Genomic DNA, 19,973 nt, shown 5'->3' with positions numbered 1-19,973 from the left:
AGCGCTGCCAAATATGTGGTAGCCGTCGCTCGACGTTGCCGCTAGGGTATCGGCACCATGGATCAGGACGACGATCACAAGCACCGGAACGAGGTCACGCTGCGCGAAGTCAGCGCGGCCGTTGGCCTTGGAATGAGCACGATCTCGCGTGTCCTGCGCAACCACGGCTCCTTCTCGCAGGCCACCCGCGACCGCGTGATGAAGGCGGTCGAGGAACTGGGCTATGTGCCCAACCGGATCGCCGGAACGCTGGCTTCCTCAGGGTCCAACCTTGTCGGGATCGTCATCCCGTCGCTGCACAACATCGTCTTCCCGGACCTGTTGAGCGGAGCGGCGCTGACGCTCAATCCGATCGGCTTCCAGACGGTTATCGCAGTCACCGATTACGATCTAGAACAGGAGCAGAAGGTCATCCAATCGATGCTGGCGTGGCGCCCCGCCGCCTTTCTGGTGGCCGGGCTGGAGCATACGCCGCGCACGCGCGCCATGCTGAAGAACAGCGGCGTGCGCATTGCCGAACTGCTCGATACCGATGACGAGGGGATCGATATCGTCGTCGGGTTCTCGCAGCGCGAGGCGGGCGCGGTGAGCGCCCGTCACCTCGTCGAGCGCGGCTATCGGCGCATCGGCTATGTCGGACCTGAATTCTCCTTCGACCCACGAGCGCGAAAGCGTTTCGAGGGCTTTAGCGCGGTCGTCGCCGAAGCCGGTGCGAGCGTTGTGGAAACGGAGCTCATGGGACGCACTTCGTCGACTGAAGCAGGGCGCGCCGCCCTCGAGCGGATGTTGGCGCGAAATCCCGATCTCGACGCAGTCTATTTTTCGAATGACGATTTCGCGGTCGGCGGTCTTTTTCATTGTATCGCTAACAACATCGCCGTGCCGTCGCAACTCGCCATCATGGGCTTCAACGGCCTCGACATCGGCCGCTTCGCACCCCAGCCACTGACGACCCTTCGCACGCCGCGCACCGAAATCGGCGAGATCGGCGCGCGCATGGTGATGGAACAGGGAGGCGCGAAAATCGTCGACGTTCCGTTCGAACTTGTCAGGGGAGCCACCACCTGACCGATGCGGGAGGCATCGGTCCCATCCGATTCATTGCCAAGGGAGGAAACGAAGATGATTGCAAGAACCGTTCTGGCACTGGGCGCCGCGCTCACGGTTACCGCAGGGAGCATACCGTATGCCGCGGCGCAATATCCCGACAGGCCATTGACCCTGATCGTGCCATGGGGCGCGGGCGGAGGCACCGATGCCACCGCGCGCATCATCGGCGCCGGCCTCGAACGGGAACTCGGTCAGCCGGTCAGCGTGGTGAACCGGACCGGCGGTTCCGGCGTTGTCGGCCATTCCGCCATCGCCGAGGCGGAGCCGGACGGCTACACGATCGGCATCGCGACCGTCGAGATCGGCATGATGCACTGGCAGGGCCTGACGGAACTGACCTACGCGAACTACATGCCGCTCGCCCTGATGAATGAGGATGCCGCCGGGGTCCAGGTGCTTGCCGATTCCGAATACGACACGCTGGAAGATCTTCTGGACGCGATTGCCGGTTCGCCCGCCGGAACGTTCCGCGCATCGGGAACCGGCCAGGGCGGCATCTGGCATCTGGCGATCGCCGGCCTGCTGAACGATCGCGGCATCGATCCGGTGAATGTGCCTTGGGTGCCGAGCGATGGCGCGGCATCCGGCTTGCAGGATCTGATGGCCGGCGGCGTCAACCTCGTTCCCGTCTCGCTCGTCGAGGCGCGCGGGCTGATCGAAGCCGGCCGCGTCAAGTCGCTCGGCCTGATGGGCCCGGAACGCGCCGAACTTTTTCCTGATGTGCCGACCCTGTCTGAAGCGATCGGCTCCGACTGGCAGATCGGCGCATGGCGCGGCATCGTCGGTCCGCAGGGTTTGCCCGATGACGTCGCCACGCGCCTGATGGATGCACTCGAAGCCGTCTACAACAGCGAGGACTACCAGAACTTCATGGCCGCGCAGGGCTATGGCGTGCGCTGGGCCAGAGGCGAAGAGTTCGGGGCGTTCATGGAACAGGCCGACGCTTCGCTCGGCGAAACGATGGAGGCGGTCGGGCTCGCGCAATAAGCCCGGACGGCGGAGCCTGTCGGCCGGACGGCCGGCAGGCGATCGATCAAGTCTGCAAGCGGTAGGGCGGAGGTCCTGATGCGGTTCAGCGACACGATGCTCGGCATCGTGCTCCTTTTTCTCGGAGCCGCCATAGCTATCTATGCGCGCACCTTGCCGGCTGTACCCGGACAGCAATATGGCGCGGCGGCCTTTCCGACGCTGATAGGGCTGGCGATGGTCTGCTGCGCGCTCATTCTGTTCGTCAAGGGATGGCAGGCGGGACGGCTGCCGCTGGTCGCGCGAACCGAATGGACCCGTCAGCCGGGCGCATTGCTTGCCGTTCTCGTCACGATCCTTTGCATCATCGCCTATATCTTCCTTGCCCGTCGTGTCGGTTTCGTGCCGATTTCCTTCGCGATGCTCCTCGTCCTGTTTCGATTGCTGTCGGTCTCATGGGGCAAGGCGATTTTCTTCGCCGTCGCGGCGACGATGGCCACCGACTATGTCTTCCGCAGCCTGCTGCTGGTTCCATTGCCGTTCGGCGTGATGCCACGGCTGCCCTGGTAGGAGGAGGGCGGAATGGACGCGATGTTCCAGGCATTCGGGCTCGTTTTCACCTGGCAGGTTCTGACGACCGTCACGGCAGCGGCCCTGTTCGGTCTGCTCGTCGGAGCGGTTCCGGGCCTGACCGCCACGATGGCGACGGCTCTTCTGGTGCCGCTGACCTTCTTCATGGATCCGATTCCCGCCGTCGGCGCGATGGTGACCTGCGCGGCAATGGCGATCTTCGCCGGTGACATTCCCGGAACGTTGCTGCGAATGCCCGGTACGCCTGCCTCGGCAGCCTATACCAGCGAAGCCTATGCGATGACGCGTAAGGGGGAGGCGGAAAGGGCGCTGGGCGCCTGCGTTCTCTTCTCGGCGCTCGGCGGGCTTTTCGGCACGCTTGTCCTGATTTTCGCTGCACCGGCGCTGGCGGAGTTCGCGCTGAGCTTCTCGTCGCAGGAATATTTCTGGATGGCGATGCTCGGCCTCACCTGCGCGACCTTCATCGGGTCGGCCTCGCCGGTCAAGGGCATGGTCAGCCTGCTGATCGGTCTTCTAGTCGCGACGGTGGGCCTCAACAATGCGTCGGGCGTCCCGCGCTTTACTTTCGGCTCGACCGATCTGATGGCGGGCATCGACTTCATTCCGGCCATGATCGGATTGTTCGCCGTTTCCGAGGTCATGCGAACCATGGCGGCCGGGGCACCGTCCTGGGACAATGTCCAGGTCAAGGTCGGCAACATCTTCCGCGATTGGGGCGGGATGCTGGCCCACTACTGGCGCCAGCAGATCAGGGGAAACGTGACCGGCACGGCGATCGGCATCCTGCCGGGTGCGGGCGCCGATGTGGCGGCCTATGTGAGCTATGCGATCAGCCGGCGCTTTTCCCGAACGCCGGAAAAATACGGGAGGGGACATGTGGAGGGTCTCGTCGAGGCGACATCCTCCAACAACGCCGCGCTGTCGAGCGCATGGGTTCCCGCGCTCGTCTTCGGCATCCCCGGCGACACGATCACGGCGATCGTCATCGGGGTTCTCTATGTGAAGGGTCTCAATCCGGGGCCGACACTGTTCCTGTTCAATCCGCAGACGATCTATGCGGTCTTCCTGATCTTCATTCTCGCCAATCTGCTGATGATTCCCTTGGGATGGATGGTGATCAAGCTGGCGCGAGGTCTGCTGCGCACGCCGCGTTCGATCCTGATGCCGATCATTCTCGTCTTCTGCATCGTCGGCGCTTTCGCCTCCAACAATGCAGCCTACGGCATCGTCGTCATGCTCGTGTTCGGCCTTCTCGGCTTCTTCATGGAAGAAAACGACATTCCGATCGCCCCCTGCATACTCGGTATCGTGATCGGGCCGATCCTCGAGCACAATTTCATCACGACGATGATCAAGTCCGACGGCTCGCTCCTGACCTTCGTCAACCGCCCGATCGCCGCCGTGCTCGCTGTCGCGCTCGCCCTGATCTGGGCGTCCGTCCTGTATTCGACGTTCCGCAAAAGGCAGGAAGCATCCACATGAAGGCGCAAGGGTGTTGTGTCGGCAGCCAACGCACGATAGGAATGGCAGCGCTGCCAAATTACTGGAAATGACTCGCACGGGCGGCAATCGGGAGGGTTCAATCATGACGATGGGTGAAGGTCGAAAGCTGCGGTCGCGCGCCTGGTTCGACAATCCGCTGAACCCGGACATGACGGCGCTCTATCTCGAACGCTATCTCAATTACGGCCTGTCGCAGGAGGAATTGCAGTCGGGAAAGCCGATCATCGGCATCGCACAGACCGGCTCCGACCTGTCGCCGTGCAATCGTCATCACCTCGAACTCGCCAAGCGGGTGCGCGAGGGTATTCGCGAGGCGGGCGGCATCGCGATCGAGTTTCCCGTCCATCCGATCCAGGAAACCGGCAAGCGCCCGACAGCCGCGCTCGACCGCAATCTCGCCTATCTCGGCCTGGTCGAGGTGCTCTACGGCTACCCGCTCGACGGCGTGGTGTTGAACATCGGCTGCGACAAGACGACCCCCGCCATGCTGATGGGGGCGGCGACGGTCAACATCCCGGCCATCGCTCTTTCGGTCGGACCGATGCTCAATGGCTGGTTCCGCGGCGAACGAACCGGATCGGGCACCATAGTCTGGAAGGCGCGCGAGATGATGGCCGCCGGCGAGATCGACTATGCCGGCTTCATCAAGCTGGTGGCCAGTTCGGCTCCCTCCACCGGCTATTGCAACACGATGGGGACGGCGACCACCATGAACAGCCTGGCCGAGGCGCTGGGTATGCAGCTTCCCGGTTCGGCCGCGATCCCGGCTCCCTACCGGGACCGCCAGGAAATGGCCTACCTGACCGGCAAGCGGATCGTCGCAATGGTCGGAGAGGACTTGAAGCCGTCCGACATCCTGACGCGCGACGCCTTCGTCAATGCCATACGCGTCAATTCGGCCATCGGCGGCTCCACCAACGCTCCGATCCATTTGAACGCATTGGCGCGCCATGTCGGGGTGGAACTGACGATCGACGACTGGCAGACCTATGGCGAGGACGTGCCGCTTCTGGTCAATCTCCAGCCGGCAGGAGAATATCTGGGTGAGGACTACTATCACGCAGGCGGCGTGCCGGCCGTGGTCGCGCAACTGATGGCCAACGGCTTGATCGCCGCGGACGCGATCACCGTCAACGGGCGCACGATCGGCGAGAACTGCCGCGCCGCCGCGATCGAGGACGATCGCGTCATCCGGCCCTTCGACCGGCCGCTGAAGACCAATGCCGGCTTCCGGGTGTTGCGCGGAAACCTGTTCGACAGCGCCATCATGAAGATGTCGGTGATCTCGCAGGAATTCCGCGACCGCTATCTGTCCGACCCTGCTCGACCCATGGCATTCGAGGGGCGGGCGATCGTGTTCGACGGGCCGGAGGACTACCATCACCGCATCGACGATCCGGCGCTCGGGATCGACGAGCATTGCATCCTTTTCATGCGGGGTGCGGGGCCGATCGGCTATCCGGGTGCGGCCGAAGTGGTGAACATGCGCGCCCCGGATTACCTCATCAAGCGCGGCATCCACTCCTTGCCCTGCATCGGCGACGGCCGCCAGTCGGGAACCTCCGGTTCACCCTCGATCCTCAACGCCTCGCCGGAGGCGGCGCTCAATGGCGGGCTGGCGCTGCTCAGGACCGGCGACCGCGTCCGCATCGACCTGAAGAACGGCACGGCTGACATGCTGGTCGAAGACGGCGAACTGCAAGGCCGCCGCACCGAGCTCGAACGCCGGGGCGGATATGAGATTCCAGCGCACCAGACGCCCTGGCAGGAGATTCAGCGCGGCCTCGTCTCTCAGCTCGAAACGGGCATGGTGCTGGAACCGGCCGTCGCCTACCGCCGGCTCGCCCAGGGTGGTGTCGACGGCAAGATGCCGCTCGTTCCGCGCGACAACCACTGAAAGTTCAGGAGGGGAGGGAGATGCCGATGCGCATACTGGTTCTTGGCGGCGCGGGCATGATCGGCCGCCGGCTGATCGATGCACTTGTTGCCGACGGGACGCTTTCCGGGCGTCCGATCTCCGCGATCCATTGCTTCGACGTCGTCGAAGGCGGATTCGCCTCGCCGCTCGTTTCGACGAGCGCCGGCGACATTGCCGATGCGGATACGATCACGAACCTCGTCGAGGCCAGGCCGGACGTCATCTTTCATCTGGCGTCGGTCGTCTCCGGCGAGGCGGAGACCGATTTCGAGAAGGGGTATCGGATCAATCTCGTCGGGATGCAGAACCTCCTGGAAGCGATCCGGCTTGCGGGCGACGATTATCGGCCGCGCCTCGTCTTCACCTCCTCGATCGCCGTCTTCGGGGCGCCGTTCGAGGAACCGATCCGCGACACTTTCCTGCACGCGCCGCTGACGAGCTACGGGGCGCAGAAGGCAATCTGCGAACTTCTCATTTCGGACTACAGCCGCAAGGGCTTCGTCGACGGCATCGGCATCCGGCTGCCGACGATCGTGGTTCGTCCCGGCAAGCCGAACAAGGCAGCCTCGGGCTTCTTCTCCGGCATCATCCGCGAGCCGCTCGCCGGCGTCGAGGCGGTCTTGCCGGTCGGCGACGACGTACGTCATTGGGTGGCGAGCCCGGCGGCGGCGGTCGGTTTTCTCCTTCATGCGGCCACGCTCGACACGGCCGATCTTGGCGACCGGCGTTCACTGACGATGCCCGGCCTGTCGGTCACGGTCGGCGAGATGGTCGACACACTGCGCCGGATCGCCGGCGACGAAACGGTGGCGCTGATCAGGCGCGAGCCGGATGCGGCGATAAGCAGGATCGTCGCCGGCTGGCCGCGTGATTTTTCGGCCGAGCGTGCGGCGAATGCGGGCTTCAAGGCCGATCCGGATTTCGCGGCGATCGTACAGGCGCATATCGCCGACGAACGTGCCCGAAAACATGAGACCGGAGGAAACGCAACATGACCAGCGCACGCGAACAGATCGGCTTCATCGGTGTCGGCCTGATGGGTCATGGCATGGCGAAGAACATCGTCGAGGCCGGCTATCCGATGACCGTCATGGGCCATCGCAACCGCGCGCCCGTCGAGGATCTTCGCAAGCGCGGTGCAAGCGAGGCGGAAACGGTGGCCAATCTCGCCGCCGGGTGCGACATCGTCTTCCTGTGCCTTCCCGGCAGTCCGCAGGTCGAAGCGGTGGTCGGAGAAATCCTGTCGCCCAAGGGTGCGGTCCATACGATCATCGATTGTTCGACCAGCAATCCCGTCTCGACGCGCGATCTCGCCGCCAGATGCAAGGCGGCCGGCATCGCCTTTGTCGACGCACCGCTTGCGCGCACGCCGAAGGAGGCTTGGGAAGGCAAACTCGATACGATGGTGGGCGCCAGCGAGGCGGATTTCGCGCGGCTCGAACCGCTGCTCGGATGCTGGGCAGCTCGCATCGTGCGGGTGGGCGATGTCGGCGCCGGCCACACGGTCAAGCTTCTCAACAACTTCGTCGCGCTGGGCTATGCCGCGCTTTATGCCGAAGTGCTTGCGATCGGGGCCAGGAACGGCGTCGACGCCGCAACGTTTCGTGCCGTCATCGATGGCGGCCGGATGGATTGCGGCTTCTTCCAGACCTTCATGCAATACGCGGTCGACCGGAACCGCGACGCGCACAAGTTCACCTTGCGCAACGCGCACAAGGACATGCGCTATCTGACCGGCCTTGCCAGCGAGAGCGGCATTGCCTCGCACATGGCGTCGAGCGTGAAGAACAGCTTCGCGACCGCCGAAGGGATCGGACGGGGCGACGACTATGTGCCGATGCTTGCCGACATCGTCGCCGAACTGAATGGCATCGATCGCAAGCAAGGGGGCAAATGCGCATGAACCGCATCGATCTTCAGGGCCGCAAGGCCATCGTCACGGGGGGCGCGCGCGGAATCGGCTTTGCCACGGCCGAGCGGATGATCGCCAGTGGGGCGGCCGTCGAATTGTGGGACGTCGATGCGGCGGCCATAGGCGAAGCGGTCCGCACGCTTGGCGGACAAGCAAGCGGCGCGGTGGTCGAACTGACCGATGATGTCGCGGTCGCTGAAGCCGCGCGCAGGAGCTTCGAGGCCAGGCCGGTCGATATCCTGGTCAACAATGCGGGCATCACCGGCGGCAACGCGAAGACATGGGAACTCGCACCCGATATCTGGCGGCGCACGATCGAGGTCAATCTCGTCGCCCCCTATCTCATGTGTCATGCCCTCGCGCCGCTGATGATGACTTCGGGCTATGGCCGAATCGTCAATGTGGCGTCGATCGCCGGCAAGGAGGGCAATCCCAACGCCTCGCACTACTCTGCCTCGAAAGCCGGCCTGATCGCGTTGACCAAGTCGCTCGGCAAGGAACTCGCCGGGTCGGGAATCCTGGTGAACTGCGTGACGCCCGCAGCGGCCCGCACCGCCATATTCGACCAGATGACGCAGGAACATATCGACTACATGCTCGCCAAGATTCCGCTCAACCGTTTCGTCGAGCCGGCCGAGGTCGCGGCGATGATCACCTGGATCGCTTCCGAGGATTGCTCCTTTACGACCGCGGCGGTCTTCGACATATCCGGCGGGCGCGCCGTCTATTGAACCGGCGCGCCGCCCGGCATTCGCGCCGGACGGAAGGCAAAACATGCCAATCGAGCGCTTGACCTTCCAGTGGCTGGAAGCGCCATCTTCCTTTCCTGCTTGAAAGCATTGAAGGAGAAGCGGCCGTGAACGCTCCGTTCCGCAAAAGTCAAACTTCATCGACGACCTCGCTCACCGTGCAGGGCATGAGCTGTGCGTCCTGCGTCGGCGCCGTCGAAAAGGCATTGCGGCAGGTTCCCGGCGTCGTGAATGCGAGCGTCAATCTCGCGACGGAACGGGCAACGATCGCCGGTTCGGCGGATATGGCCGATCTGGTGGCCGCCGTCGCGGCAGCGGGCTACGAGGTCCGTCATAGCGAGAATGCCGAAGCGTTGTTCGAGAGCGCCGGCAAGCGAAAGGACGAGGAGCGCCGCGAATTGCGGCGTGATTTCGTGCTTGCAGCGGCACTCACACTGCCGGTTTTCATACTCGAAATGGGCGTGCATCTGCTGCCTTGGATCCATGGGCTTATCGAACGTTCGATCGGCATGAACTGGAACTGGTATATCCAGTGCGCGCTGACGACATTCACCCTGTTCGTGCCGGGTCTCCGTTTCTATCGGAAGGGTTTTCCCGCCCTGTTCCGTGCAGCGCCCGACATGAACTCGCTCGTCGCCGTGGGCACGGCTGCGGCCTATGGTTACTCGCTCGTCGCCACCTTTGCGCCGGGCTTACTGCCCGAGGGCACCGTCAACGTCTACTATGAGGCGGCCGCGGTCATCGTCACCCTCATCCTCCTGGGAAGGTATCTCGAAGCGCGGGCAAAGGGTCGGACGTCGGAGGCGATCAAGCGGCTAGTAGGAATGCAGCCGAGGACCGCGCGTGTGCGCCGCGGGGGCGGGGCCGTTGAACTGTCGATCGCGGAGGTCGCAGCGGGAGACGTCATCGACGTTCGTCCCGGCGAGCGCATTCCGGTCGATGGCGAACTCATCGAGGGAGAAAGCTATGTCGACGAATCCATGATCACCGGCGAACCCGTTCCGGTGGCAAAATCCCTGGGCAGCATCGTCGTCGGCGGCACCGTAAACCAGAAGGGCGCATTCTCGTTCCGGGCGACCGCCGTCGGCAGCCAGACCATGCTTGCACAGATCATCCGCATGGTCGAGGAGGCGCAGGGTTCGAAACTGCCGATCCAGGCTTTGGTCGACAAGATCACGCTGTGGTTCGTCCCCGCGGTGATGGCCATCGCGGTGCTGACCTTCGTCATCTGGCTGGTCTTCGGTCCGTCGCCTGCGCTGACATTTGCCCTCGTCAACGCCGTCGCCGTCCTCATCATCGCATGTCCCTGCGCCATGGGTCTTGCCACGCCGACATCGATCATGGTCGGCACCGGTCGCGGCGCGGAAATGGGCGTGCTCTTTCGCAGGGGCGAGGCCCTGCAATCGCTTAAGAACGCCAAGGTCGTCGCCTTCGACAAGACGGGAACGTTGACGGAAGGCAAGCCCTCGCTCACCGATTTCGAAACTGCCGACGGGTTCGATCGCTCCACGGTTCTGGGTCTGGTCGCTGCGGCCGAGTCGAAGTCGGAACATCCGATCGCCGGAGCGATCGTCGATGCGGCGCAGGCGGAGCGCATCGCTCTACCCCAGATCGCATCCTTCGAATCCGTGACCGGCCTTGGTGTTCGCGCCACCACCATAGACGGACTGCGCGTCGAGGTCGGCGCCGAGCGGTTCATGGCGGCTATCGGCGTCGACGTGACGGGCTTTCGCACCATGGCGGATCGGCTTGCCGCCGATGGAAGGACACCGCTCTATGCTGCGATCGGTGGAAAAGCGGCGGCCGTCATCGCGGTCGCTGATCCGGTCAAGGCCGCGACGCCACCTGTGATCGCCACGCTCCATCGTCTCGGCATCAAGGTTGCTATGGTTACCGGCGACGACTCGCGGACGGCACAGGCCATCGCCGGTCGTCTCGGCATCGACGACGTCGTCGCGGAAGTGCTTCCGGGCGGCAAGGTCGATGCGATTCGTCGCCTGAAGCGCGAGCATGGCGCGGTGGCTTTCGTGGGCGACGGCATCAATGATGCGCCGGCGCTCGCCGAAGCGGATGTGGGGCTGGCCATCGGAACGGGAACCGATATCGCGATCGAGGCTGCCGACGTCGTCCTGATGTCCGGAAGCCTGCAAGGCATTGCGAACGCCATCGCCCTGTCGAAGGCGACGATCGACAACATTCGGCAGAACCTGTTCTGGGCCTTCGCCTACAATGCGGCGCTGATCCCGGTCGCGGCCGGCATTTTGTACCCCGAATTCGGGATTCTCCTGTCGCCGGTCCTCGCGGCAGGCGCGATGGCTCTCTCGAGCGTGTTCGTTCTGGCAAATGCATTGCGCCTCCGGCGCTTTGCCGCCGCAACGACGGGCCTCGACGCCCGGTCGACAAGCTGAAACGCCGCGGCTCCAATCTAACGGCGATTCAAGCAGCGCCGTGAGACGTTCGTATACGCAATGCTCTTCGTTGTAAAAAAATCACCGGCGCACCGGTGGGATTGATACAGGTTGCGAAAGTAAGGACCTACCCAAAGAACGGTCAGTGAACCGCTTAGCCGTCCTTCCTGGCAATGCCTGTGCGGGTCATCTCGCCCCAATTGTTATCCTGGCGCAGGAACTGCCAATACCCCTTGATGCGCCAGATATTGTTGAGCTGGCGATAGCCGAAATTCTCGACAATCGCCGCAATGGTCAGGATTGCAAGATCGCGAGCACGAGGGAAGCGCTGGAGTTCGGCTTCCTCCAGGATCAGCGAACAGACGCTGATGACGATGCCATAGGTGAAGACGAGCGCGGTGAAGGCGAGAAAATAGTGCCACGACAAGATGCCGAGCAACCAGAAGAGCGGCATCAGGACATAGCCCAGCACCTCGGCGATCGGCCCCAGAACGTCGACGATCAGGATATGACCCATGCCGAGGAAGCCGATGCGGCCATAGCGCGGGCGAAACAACATCGAGCGATACCGGAAGAAGCCCTCCAACGCTCCGCGCTGCCAGCGTGAGCGCTGACGCGAGAGGACGGCAAGAGATTCGGGCGCTTCGGTCCAACATACCGGTTCGGGAATGAACTCGATCCGATAGTCGCGTCCGGCATCGATCATCAGTCTGTGCAGCTTGATGATGAGGTCCAAATCCTCGCCGAGCGAGCCCTTGGTGAAACCTCCGACCGCGACCACCTCGGCACGCCGGAACACGCCGAAGGCGCCGGAGACCAGCATCAGCGTGTTGATCCGGCTCCAGGCGAGCCGTGCCATCAGGAAAGCGCGGAGATATTCAACGACCTGGAAGAGAGGCAGCAGACGCCGCGGCAGGTGAATCTGCGTGACCCGGCCGTTCTCGATAGTCGACCCGTTGGCGACGCGGATCGTGCCGCCGACGGCGATGACGCGGACCGGGTCGTCGATGAAGGGCTGGGCAGCGCGCATCAGCGCATCGGGCTCCAGGATCGAGTCGCCGTCGATGACGCAGAAGATCGGCGCGCGGCATATGTTGATGCCGGCATTCTGTGCATCGGCCTTGCCGCCATTGGACTTGTCGACGACGAATAGCCGCTCCGTCATCGGTGACGAATAAATGCCGCGGATGGGCTGGTGCGCGAGCGCTTCCTCGTAGGGGCGGTTGACGCGCCGCAGGCCGAAGGCTTCGACGAGACGCTCCAGCGTGGCGTCCTTCGATCCGTCATTGACGACGATCACCTCGAAGTTCGGATATTCCAGCGCGAGCATCGAATGCACGCTCTCGACGATGTTGACTTCCTCGTTATAGGCCGGAACGATCAGCGCGATCGGAGGCGCGACTTCGCCGTAGCGGCGCCAAAGCAATGCCGAGCGCGCGACCGGGGGCCTCTTGGACAAGGCGTAGGCCGCCAACAGGAGTTGAGCGAGGTAGACGGTGGTCTGGGCCAGCCCGAGAGCGATGACCGCCCATGCGATGATTGTCGCGGCCCAGACGATCGCGGGGCTCCACGGCTCGATCATGCCGGCATCCCCTCCGACAGGACGAGCGAGGCCGTGCGCTGCTTGCGCGCGGTGCCTTCCAGCGCGACCGTGCGCAAGGTTGCCTCGCCCACCGGGCCGAGCCGCAGCAGGGATTGCGCGGCCTTGTAGCGAACGGTCCATTGCTCGTCGTCGAGAAGATCGGTCACAGCCTTCGCGGCATCCGGGTCGCCGAGCCGCCCGACGGCCTCGACCGCCTCCATGCGCACTTCCCAATCCGGGTGGTACAGCTTCGACAGGAGCAGCGGCAGAGAGGTACGCTGCCCGATCCGGCCGAGCGCGCGCAAGGACGCGGCGGCAACTTCCGGCACGCTGTCTTCGGCCGCCTCGACAAAGATCGACGGCTCGACGAGCCCATCGCGCCGCCAGAGCGCCTCGAGAGCCGAAGCGCGCAGGAAACCGGGCGCATCGCGCTGCCGCGTCAGGTCGCGCAGTTCGGCCGCGCTTTGCTCCGGCAGCAGCCCGAACAGTTCGGCCAGGCGCCGCGAGCGCTGTCCGCGGTAGCCGATCCGGTCGAGAAGTTCGCCAAGCGGCGGCACGGTGCCGATCTTGGCGAGTTCGATGGCGGCCGCGATGCGAACCTCGCGCGAGCGGTCCCCCTCCAGTCGTCCGCGCAGCGGACCGATCGCGACATCGGGCGCGTAGGCCGCGATCAGTTCGACCGCATGAAGCCGACGCACTTCGTCGCCGCGCTTCAATTCGCGTTCGAGAAAGTCCGGCTGGCCTGCGCGCAGCAGGGCCTGGAGCACCGCTTCGCGTTCCTCGCCGCGGACGAGCCCGAGAAATTCCGAACTCGCATCCGCGGTGACGCTTGTCGATGCCTGCGCCGCAACCGCCAGGAACGCGTCGACGTCCTTGTCGTGGGCAAGGCAGATCATCGCGGTCATGATGCGTCGACGGCTTTCCGCGTCGCGCTCTTCCCGGCGCGCGGCGACGACGCGCCTCAGAACGAGGATCACCATGACGAGGATCGAAATCGCGCTCAGGATCAATGACAGGGTCCAGATCAGAACGAGCACGATCAGAACCTCAACGAGAGCCCGATGCCGAACGTGTCGCGATCGAAGGTCTCGCGGCGCTCATGCGCATAGCTGCCGGTGAGCGTCAGCCGGTCGGTGACGTCGAAAGCCAGACCGCCGAAAACGGTCTCGGTCTCGTCAAGTTGACCGTCGGAAATCTCGGGTGCGTCGGCATAGCCCGCGAAGAGGCGCAGCCGCTCCGTCGCGGTCCAGTCGGCGCGGAGCAGAAAGCCGTCCGCCACGGTGCCGCGGTCGTCCTCGGCGTGAATCCAGCGCGCGGTGAAGCCGAACCGCTCGTCGGCTGTGAACACCTGGACGCTCGGCGCAAAGGTCCAGACATTGGCGAGCGCGAAGGTGTCGTAGCGGGAATCGATGCCGAAAATGGCCGGGCCAGTCACGGACGTTCCGTCGAAAAGGCGCCAAGTCCCTCCAATGCCGAAAGACGATCGGGCGAGGAAGTCGGCATCGGGCGTCGCAGCAGCAAGTCCGTGGACGGCGATCCGATCGGTCAGGCGATGATCGATGCGTCCCTCGACCTGCCAGTCGTCAGCGCCGGAACGACGTGCGTGGCGAACACGGCCGCCGACGCTCGTGCGGTCGGTCGCCCGATAGGACAGGCCCGCCGCGCTGTCGGTCCAGGAGGAGCGGCCGCCGGAAAGTGCGCTCGCTTCCGTTCCGATGTCGAGACGCCATCGGCGCGCATCGGATGCGCTGGCGGCGGCGGCCGATGTCTGAAGATCGCGGAACTCGGCATTGTCGGGATTTGCCGCTACAAGCGGTTCGATCAGACTGCGCGCGCGTTCCGCATCGCCTTCACGCAACGCGATCTGCGCGAGGCCAAAGGTGGCGTCGGAATAGGCCGGCGCGATGGCGAGTGCGTCCTCGAAGGCCGTCCGCGCGCCGGCCGTATCGCCCGCGCCCAGGCGAGCGAAGCCGAGTTGCACCAGCGCGTCCGCATTGCCGGGCTCAAGCGCGAGCGCGCGCTCGAGCGACACAATGGCAACGTCAAATCGCTGCTCCTGACGGGCGGTGACACCTTCTTCGTAGAGTTCGGACGCGGTTTGCGCGGCGGCCGGCAACACAGTCAGCGAACCGGCAAAGAGGGCTGCAGCGATGCGGGAGATTCGACGCATGGTCGCCTAGCCGCGCTTTTGCCGGGCGAGTAGCCGGGAGAGGCGCGCCATCAGTTCATCCGGAATGAAGGGCTTGACGAGATAGTCGTCGGCGCCCTTGTCCAGCGCCGAGACGATGTCGGTCTCCGACTTGCGGGCCGTCAGCATGATCAGCGGAATGTCGGCAAGCGCGGTATTCGCCTTGAGGCGGCTCAGGACCTCGAAGCCATCCACGCGCGGCATCATCGCATCGAGTACGATCGCCGCCGGGCGCACCTCGTCCGCCTTCTCCAGCGCTTCCGCCCCATCGCAGGCAACAGCGACCTCGAAACCCTTTGCACGTAGCCGAAATTCCATCAGTTCAATCAGCAACGGGTCATCGTCGCAGACCAGGATCGTCTTCATATCGCTCATCTGTCCCTCGCGTCGCATCCGCCATGCGACGTTGATTCTGATAGCGCGATTAACCCATGAAAAGCCAGCCCGCGAAAGTACGGCCAGGCCGAGAGGGTTTCGGTCAGGCGCGTGCGCGCCGCCGCCAGGCCGGCGAGATCGCCGTCGAAGGTGGTGCGCAGCGGATCGGTCACGACCTCGTGACTGAACGCGTAGACCTTGCGACCCGGGCTTTCATGGACAGGGCCCGGGTGAAGCTCGACCGTCGATATCGGCCCGGCGAGCAGCGCGACCTCGCCTGCTTGCGCCCGCCGATAGATGCGGTGATGCTCGATCGGCAGCGGGCCGTTTTCCAGCGCGATCCGGACACCGATCGACTCCGATGCAGCAAATTCGAGCCAGGGCGCGGAGATGTCCTCGATTGCGCCAAAGTCAGTACGATAGGCCATGACGACCAAATCATCGACATGAGCGACAGCTTTCGTCAGGGCCGTTCTCGCCGTTGGATCGCCCATCATCCAGAACGGCACGACTACGGAAACCGGCGCATCGAAAATGCCTCGCAGTTCGACGATCAGCTCCGCCCAGGCGCGCCAGCTCGTTTCGGGATCGGCGGCATGGGCGGCAAGAAGGTAGGGCTCGACGTCGTATTGCACGCCTGCGATCAGACCGGGATGCTCGCGCCGGAACGCCGCCAGCCTCGTCGCCCTCAGGACCGCGTTGCGACGGCCATGGTCCAGAACCATTGCCGGGTCGCCTTCGACGGCGACAATGCGCACGCCTGCATCACGGAAATGCCGCAGAAAGTCCGTCCACGGATCGAACGTCGTCGAATCGCCGAGCGGCAATTGGAGGTAGATTTCATCGAGGCCGGCGGCACGCAACTTCTCGAGCAGCGCGTCCGGACAGTCGAGCCAGCCTGCTGCATCCCAAATCCACGCTCCATGGGTCGCATCACGCGCAACCCGGCGCGGTTCAAGCGTCAAGGAGGCGATCTCGACATGCGTCCCGCCGGTGGGGCACAGAAGGACGAGTTCGGCATCGCCCGTCGCCACGCCGGCCGGCACGAAAATGCGGTTGGACGATGGGTCGTAGGAGCCGATCAAATCGGCCGGACGGCTGGCATCACCACCTTTGCGCACCAAAGCCAGACCGACGGTTTCGAGGTGCCCGTCGACTACGATCTCGAACGCTGCCTCCTGCGGAAAGCGGCCGGCAAACGAGAAGACAGCGCCCGCGGGAAAATCCCCCTTTGTGCAGGCGATCGTCATTCGATCCCCCGCCACGATCTCGACCCGTTCGCCGCGGCCGAACGGGCGCGGCGTCGCGTCGGCCAGGATATCCGCGCGAAATGGCAACGGCTCGCGACCGCCTGCCTCCGGACGCTCGGTCTTGGGAACATAAGCGAGTTGAGGATCGAAGCCCGCCGCCCCACGCGTCCCCTGCAACGCGATCGTGTCGGGTGCCGGGCCGGGCGAAAAAATCGGGGCCTGCCAGATCGGCGGTGGGTCGACAGCGCTCAACTCGTCCATCGTCTCGCCCGCTTGAACCGTTTCAGCCGAGCACGTCGCCAGCAATGCCAGGGCGAACAGCCTCGGCAATTGCGGCGTGAATCTCACCGATTGCCCTCATCATCCAGCAGTCGGGACACCTGGGCGGCGAGTGTCATCGGATCGAACGGTTTGGGGATGACGCCCCGCGCACCGAGCGCCATCAGTTCCGCGACCTGATGCGTCTGCGTGCGGGCCGTGATGAAGACAACCGGGACGTGGCCAAGATCGGGATCCGCCCGCGCCGCCGAAAATGTAGACGGTCCGTCCATTCCGGGCATCATGACGTCGAGCATGATCAGATCCGGCGAAAAGCATCTTGCAACTTCCAGCCCTTCCCTGCCCGACGCGGCGGACCTGATTTCGAAGCTCGGATCGAGTCCGAGCGCCATCTCCGCTATTTCGCGAATGTCGTCCTCGTCGTCGACATAGAGGATTTTCGGCATCGATTTCTCTGTTCAACCCCGCTCGGTTCGGTCTGCAAGTATCGCGCGTACGGAGCGCGCCACGTCGATCTCGGACCTCTTTGTCTTCGTCATGACGGACTTGACCTTATTTGCGAGGGCGCCGTCTAGATCCGCCGCGGAAAAGATGATGACGGGTGTCGCGTCGTCGAGGACGCCGAGAAGATCGAGACCGGACCCGTCCGGCAATCCGATGTCGAGGATGACCAACTCAAAGCTTTGCTTCGCCAAATGCTCGCGAGCTTCGGCAAGATTGTGTGCGAACGTCACGACGACGTCGTTGCCCAGTCCGGCCGCCATTACCTCCAGAACGTCTTGGTCGTCCTCGACATGGAGGATGCGGGGGCGATGACGAGATTGCACGGCAACGATCTTCTGGACCGAAGCGTGAAGACGCTCGGGGTCGACAGGCTTGGCGAGCCAGTCAATGATGCCAACCGCGGCTCCATTCAGCGACTTGCGCGCCTCATCGGGAGCCGCAGACAGTACGATGATGGGAATATTGCCGTTGTGGTGCGAATTGCGCACCTCGTTGAACAGGCGCACGCCCGAATCGCCGGCGAGGTCAATGTCGAGCGCAATCGCCGCATAAGTCCGGTCGCGCAGCAACGACTGCGCCGACGAGAAGTCGGGCGCGTGGTCCGCCCCGTATCCGTCCCTTGCAAGAAGCTTCGCGATGATCGATGCGGTTTCCGCGTCGTCTTCGCAGATGAGGATGCGCGTCGCCTCGCGCGTCTGGAGCGATCCCGACTTTGCGAGCGTGTCGTCGGAAGCGAGCGGCAAGGTGACCTTGAAGGTCGTGCCGGCGCCCTCGGTCGTTTCGAAACCTATCGCGCCCGACATGTTCTGGACGAGTGCTCGGGTGATGCTCAAACCGAGCCCGGTGCCACCCTTCTCCCGCGTGTTGGACGAATCCGCCTGTTCGAACTTGCCGAAAATCCGGTCGCGGAAGGCGGGTGGTATGCCTGCTCCCTGATCGCTGACGGCGATTTCCACGTGGTTGTCGAGATGGGCAAGGCGCAATTGCACGATGCCCGCCGGCGGCGAGAACTTGATCGCATTCGACAAAAGGTTCGTGACGACCTGGTGCATCCGGTCGGAATCGACGTCGACGACGGAGCCGGGCGCATCATCGACGAGAACGATGCGTATCTGGCGATCGGGCATGTAGTTGTTGGCCGCCTCGATGGCCTGTTCAACGATCGGACGCAGCGCGTGGCGCTGCATGTCGAATATCAGCTTCCCCGACTCGATTTTCTCCATGTCGAGAATGTCATTGATGAGCCTGACCAACCTCTCGCTGTTGGTGTGGGCGATGCGCACGAGATTTTCCGCCTTGGGCGGCAGCGCGCCCGCAATGCCGGCCGAGACGAGACCAAGCGATCCCCGAATGGAGGTCAGCGGCGTGCGTAGTTCATGGCTGACGGTGGAGATGAATTCGTTCTTGATCTCCTGGTTGCGCCTCTCTTCGGTGACGTCTCGATTGTGCGTGATGACACCAATTATCCGGCCGGTTTCGTCTCGCAACGGCGCCTTGAGCGTTGAAAGCCAGCCGTCGGTACCGTCGTCAAGATGAATGCGCTGGTCGAAGCGGCGCGCCTCACCATTGGCGAGGATTTTTTGTTCATCGTCCCTAAAGATCGTGGCGACCGATGCCGGATAGAAATCGAAGTCGGTCCTGCCGATCAAATCGGCAACTGAGCCGGCGCGCATCAATCTTGCCGTCGGTGGATTGGCGGCCAGGAAACGCCCGTTGAGATCCTTGACGTTCAGGCAATCGGGCAATTCATCCACCATGGAGCGGTAAATGAGGTTCCGGCGCGTCAGTTCACGCTGGCGGCCATCCCGATACAGGGCAGACGAAATGAGCAAGGTAGCCGCGAAGGACAGAGTCGACACCGGCAGCCCTGTCTCGCTGAACATTGTCAGCCTTCCGCCCTGAGGCAAAAACAGAAAACTCAAAAGCGTGCACATGGGAACGATGAAGGCAACAATCAGGACGTCCGAAAAACGTAAAGATCGATGGCTCGTATGGCTGTGCGCAATGAGCCCCACTGCATAGGCCAGAATTATGGAAATCATTCCAGCAAAGAGGCCGGCACCCCCCAACGAGGTGCGGTAAGCCAAGGCGAGGCCGGCGCTGACCAGAGCGGCCGGCATTCCGCCAAAAAGCCCCGCCGCCGAAATGAGCGAAGTTCGCAAGTCGAAGATCACGCCCGGCACGGCTTCGGATGCCATCGCCATAGAGGCAATGGAACCGGCGCCCATTACGGCCCCGAATGTCAGCGATCGCCAATATGTGTCTTGGTAAGAGAAGAAATCCGACAGGCGTTCCCAGGCGAGCAGCGCAATGGCGATCAGCGCGACATTTGCAAAAAGCGGCTGCCAGATATCGGGCATGAACGTACCTTTCGGCGAATGCACGGGCGGTAATAACCCGATGGTGATTGACGTAATGTAAATCTTGCCCCGGGCGGTCAGAAACTCGGGAAGATCGCCGCCAATTCGAGCCTCAGCCGGCGGTCGTCGGTGTGAATATCGCTCGCCTCGGCGAGAGGATCCATGCAACGGATGTGAGCGGGTTGGGAATATGCTGCGCCAGAGCCGGCAAGGGCAACCCGTTCTGATCGGCATTGGAAACGTGTTCGCCGGCAGGTCGAAGGCTTTGTGCAATCACT

At 63.6% G+C, this 19,973-nt stretch carries 15 protein-coding genes and 1 pseudogene; 9 read left to right on the top strand and 7 right to left on the bottom strand.

Annotation, left to right across the window (positions count from 1 at the left end):
• The first annotated feature begins 57 nt into the window (after positions 1-57).
• From PZ895_RS13760 to PZ895_RS13720, 9 genes and pseudogenes are all read left to right on the top strand, one after another.
• Positions 58-1,068, top strand: coding sequence for a LacI family DNA-binding transcriptional regulator (locus PZ895_RS13760; protein ID WP_275839555.1), 1,011 nt, complete (start codon positions 58-60; stop codon positions 1,066-1,068).
• A gap of 54 nt (positions 1,069-1,122) precedes the next feature.
• Complete coding sequence (locus PZ895_RS13755) at positions 1,123-2,097, top strand: tripartite tricarboxylate transporter substrate binding protein (RefSeq protein ID WP_275839554.1); 975 nt, start codon at positions 1,123-1,125, stop codon at positions 2,095-2,097.
• A gap of 78 nt (positions 2,098-2,175) precedes the next feature.
• A complete protein-coding gene (locus PZ895_RS13750; protein WP_275839553.1) occupies positions 2,176-2,646 on the top strand; it encodes a tripartite tricarboxylate transporter TctB family protein in 471 nt (156 codons plus the stop codon).
• Between the two features lie 12 nt (positions 2,647-2,658).
• Positions 2,659-4,149, top strand: a complete 1,491-nt coding sequence (locus tag PZ895_RS13745; RefSeq protein WP_275839552.1) for a tripartite tricarboxylate transporter permease — start codon at positions 2,659-2,661, stop codon at positions 4,147-4,149.
• A 103-nt stretch (positions 4,150-4,252) separates the two neighbouring features.
• Positions 4,253-6,067 carry an IlvD/Edd family dehydratase gene (locus tag PZ895_RS13740; RefSeq protein ID WP_275839551.1) on the top strand — a complete coding sequence of 605 codons (1,815 nt, stop codon included), beginning with the start codon at positions 4,253-4,255 and terminating at the stop codon, positions 6,065-6,067.
• 26 nt (positions 6,068-6,093) lie between these two features.
• A complete protein-coding gene (gene denD, locus PZ895_RS13735; RefSeq protein WP_275839550.1) occupies positions 6,094-7,083 on the top strand; it encodes a D-erythronate dehydrogenase in 990 nt (329 codons plus the stop codon).
• On the top strand, positions 7,080-7,991 hold the full coding sequence (locus PZ895_RS13730; RefSeq protein WP_275839549.1) for an NAD(P)-dependent oxidoreductase: 912 nt from the start codon (positions 7,080-7,082) through the stop codon (positions 7,989-7,991). The genes denD and PZ895_RS13730 overlap by 4 nt, the downstream gene beginning before the upstream one ends.
• Entirely contained in the window at positions 7,988-8,731 is a 744-nt protein-coding gene (locus PZ895_RS13725) for an SDR family NAD(P)-dependent oxidoreductase (RefSeq protein WP_275839548.1), read from the top strand. Before PZ895_RS13730 ends, PZ895_RS13725 begins: the two co-directional genes overlap by 4 nt.
• Positions 8,732-8,901: 170 nt before the next feature.
• Positions 8,902-11,157, top strand: a pseudogene (locus tag PZ895_RS13720) (heavy metal translocating P-type ATPase); the annotation flags it as partial.
• 154 nt (positions 11,158-11,311) lie between these two features.
• On the opposite strand, the gene PZ895_RS13715 reads toward PZ895_RS13720, so the two are convergent.
• Genes PZ895_RS13715 through PZ895_RS13685 form a run of 7 tightly spaced genes read right to left on the bottom strand, consistent with a single transcriptional unit; the run spans position 11,312 to position 19,968 of the window.
• Positions 11,312-12,739: a glycosyltransferase family 2 protein gene (locus PZ895_RS13715; RefSeq protein ID WP_275839547.1), complete on the bottom strand. Its 1,428-nt coding sequence runs from the start codon at positions 12,737-12,739 to the stop codon at positions 11,312-11,314.
• Positions 12,736-13,776 (bottom strand): HEAT repeat domain-containing protein, encoded by a 1,041-nt coding sequence (locus tag PZ895_RS13710; protein WP_275839546.1) that lies wholly within the window; start codon positions 13,774-13,776, stop codon positions 12,736-12,738. Before PZ895_RS13710 ends, PZ895_RS13715 begins: the two co-directional genes overlap by 4 nt.
• A 2-nt stretch (positions 13,777-13,778) precedes the next feature.
• Positions 13,779-14,909, bottom strand: a complete 1,131-nt coding sequence (locus PZ895_RS13705; RefSeq protein WP_275839545.1) for a YaiO family outer membrane beta-barrel protein — start codon at positions 14,907-14,909, stop codon at positions 13,779-13,781.
• 6 nt (positions 14,910-14,915) lie between these two features.
• Positions 14,916-15,302 carry a response regulator gene (locus PZ895_RS13700; protein ID WP_275839544.1) on the bottom strand — a complete coding sequence of 129 codons (387 nt, stop codon included), beginning with the start codon at positions 15,300-15,302 and terminating at the stop codon, positions 14,916-14,918.
• The gene (locus PZ895_RS13695; protein WP_275839543.1) at positions 15,299-16,900 is read right to left on the bottom strand and encodes a hypothetical protein; all 1,602 of its coding nucleotides are present in this window, start codon (positions 16,898-16,900) and stop codon (positions 15,299-15,301) included. Before PZ895_RS13695 ends, PZ895_RS13700 begins: the two co-directional genes overlap by 4 nt.
• Positions 16,897-17,277, bottom strand: a complete 381-nt coding sequence (locus PZ895_RS13690) for a response regulator (RefSeq protein ID WP_275839542.1) — start codon at positions 17,275-17,277, stop codon at positions 16,897-16,899. Before PZ895_RS13690 ends, PZ895_RS13695 begins: the two co-directional genes overlap by 4 nt.
• A gap of 12 nt (positions 17,278-17,289) precedes the next feature.
• Positions 17,290-19,968 (bottom strand): ATP-binding protein, encoded by a 2,679-nt coding sequence (locus tag PZ895_RS13685; protein ID WP_275839541.1) that lies wholly within the window; start codon positions 19,966-19,968, stop codon positions 17,290-17,292.
• Positions 19,969-19,973 lie beyond the last annotated feature (5 nt).

Origin of the sequence: Mesorhizobium sp. YIM 152430, from assembly GCF_029210365.1 — a bacterium.
GTDB lineage: Bacteria > Pseudomonadota > Alphaproteobacteria > Rhizobiales > Rhizobiaceae > Aliihoeflea.
The sequence above is the reverse complement of the archived record's forward strand: the minus strand, read 5'-3'. Positions and strand labels throughout refer to the sequence as shown.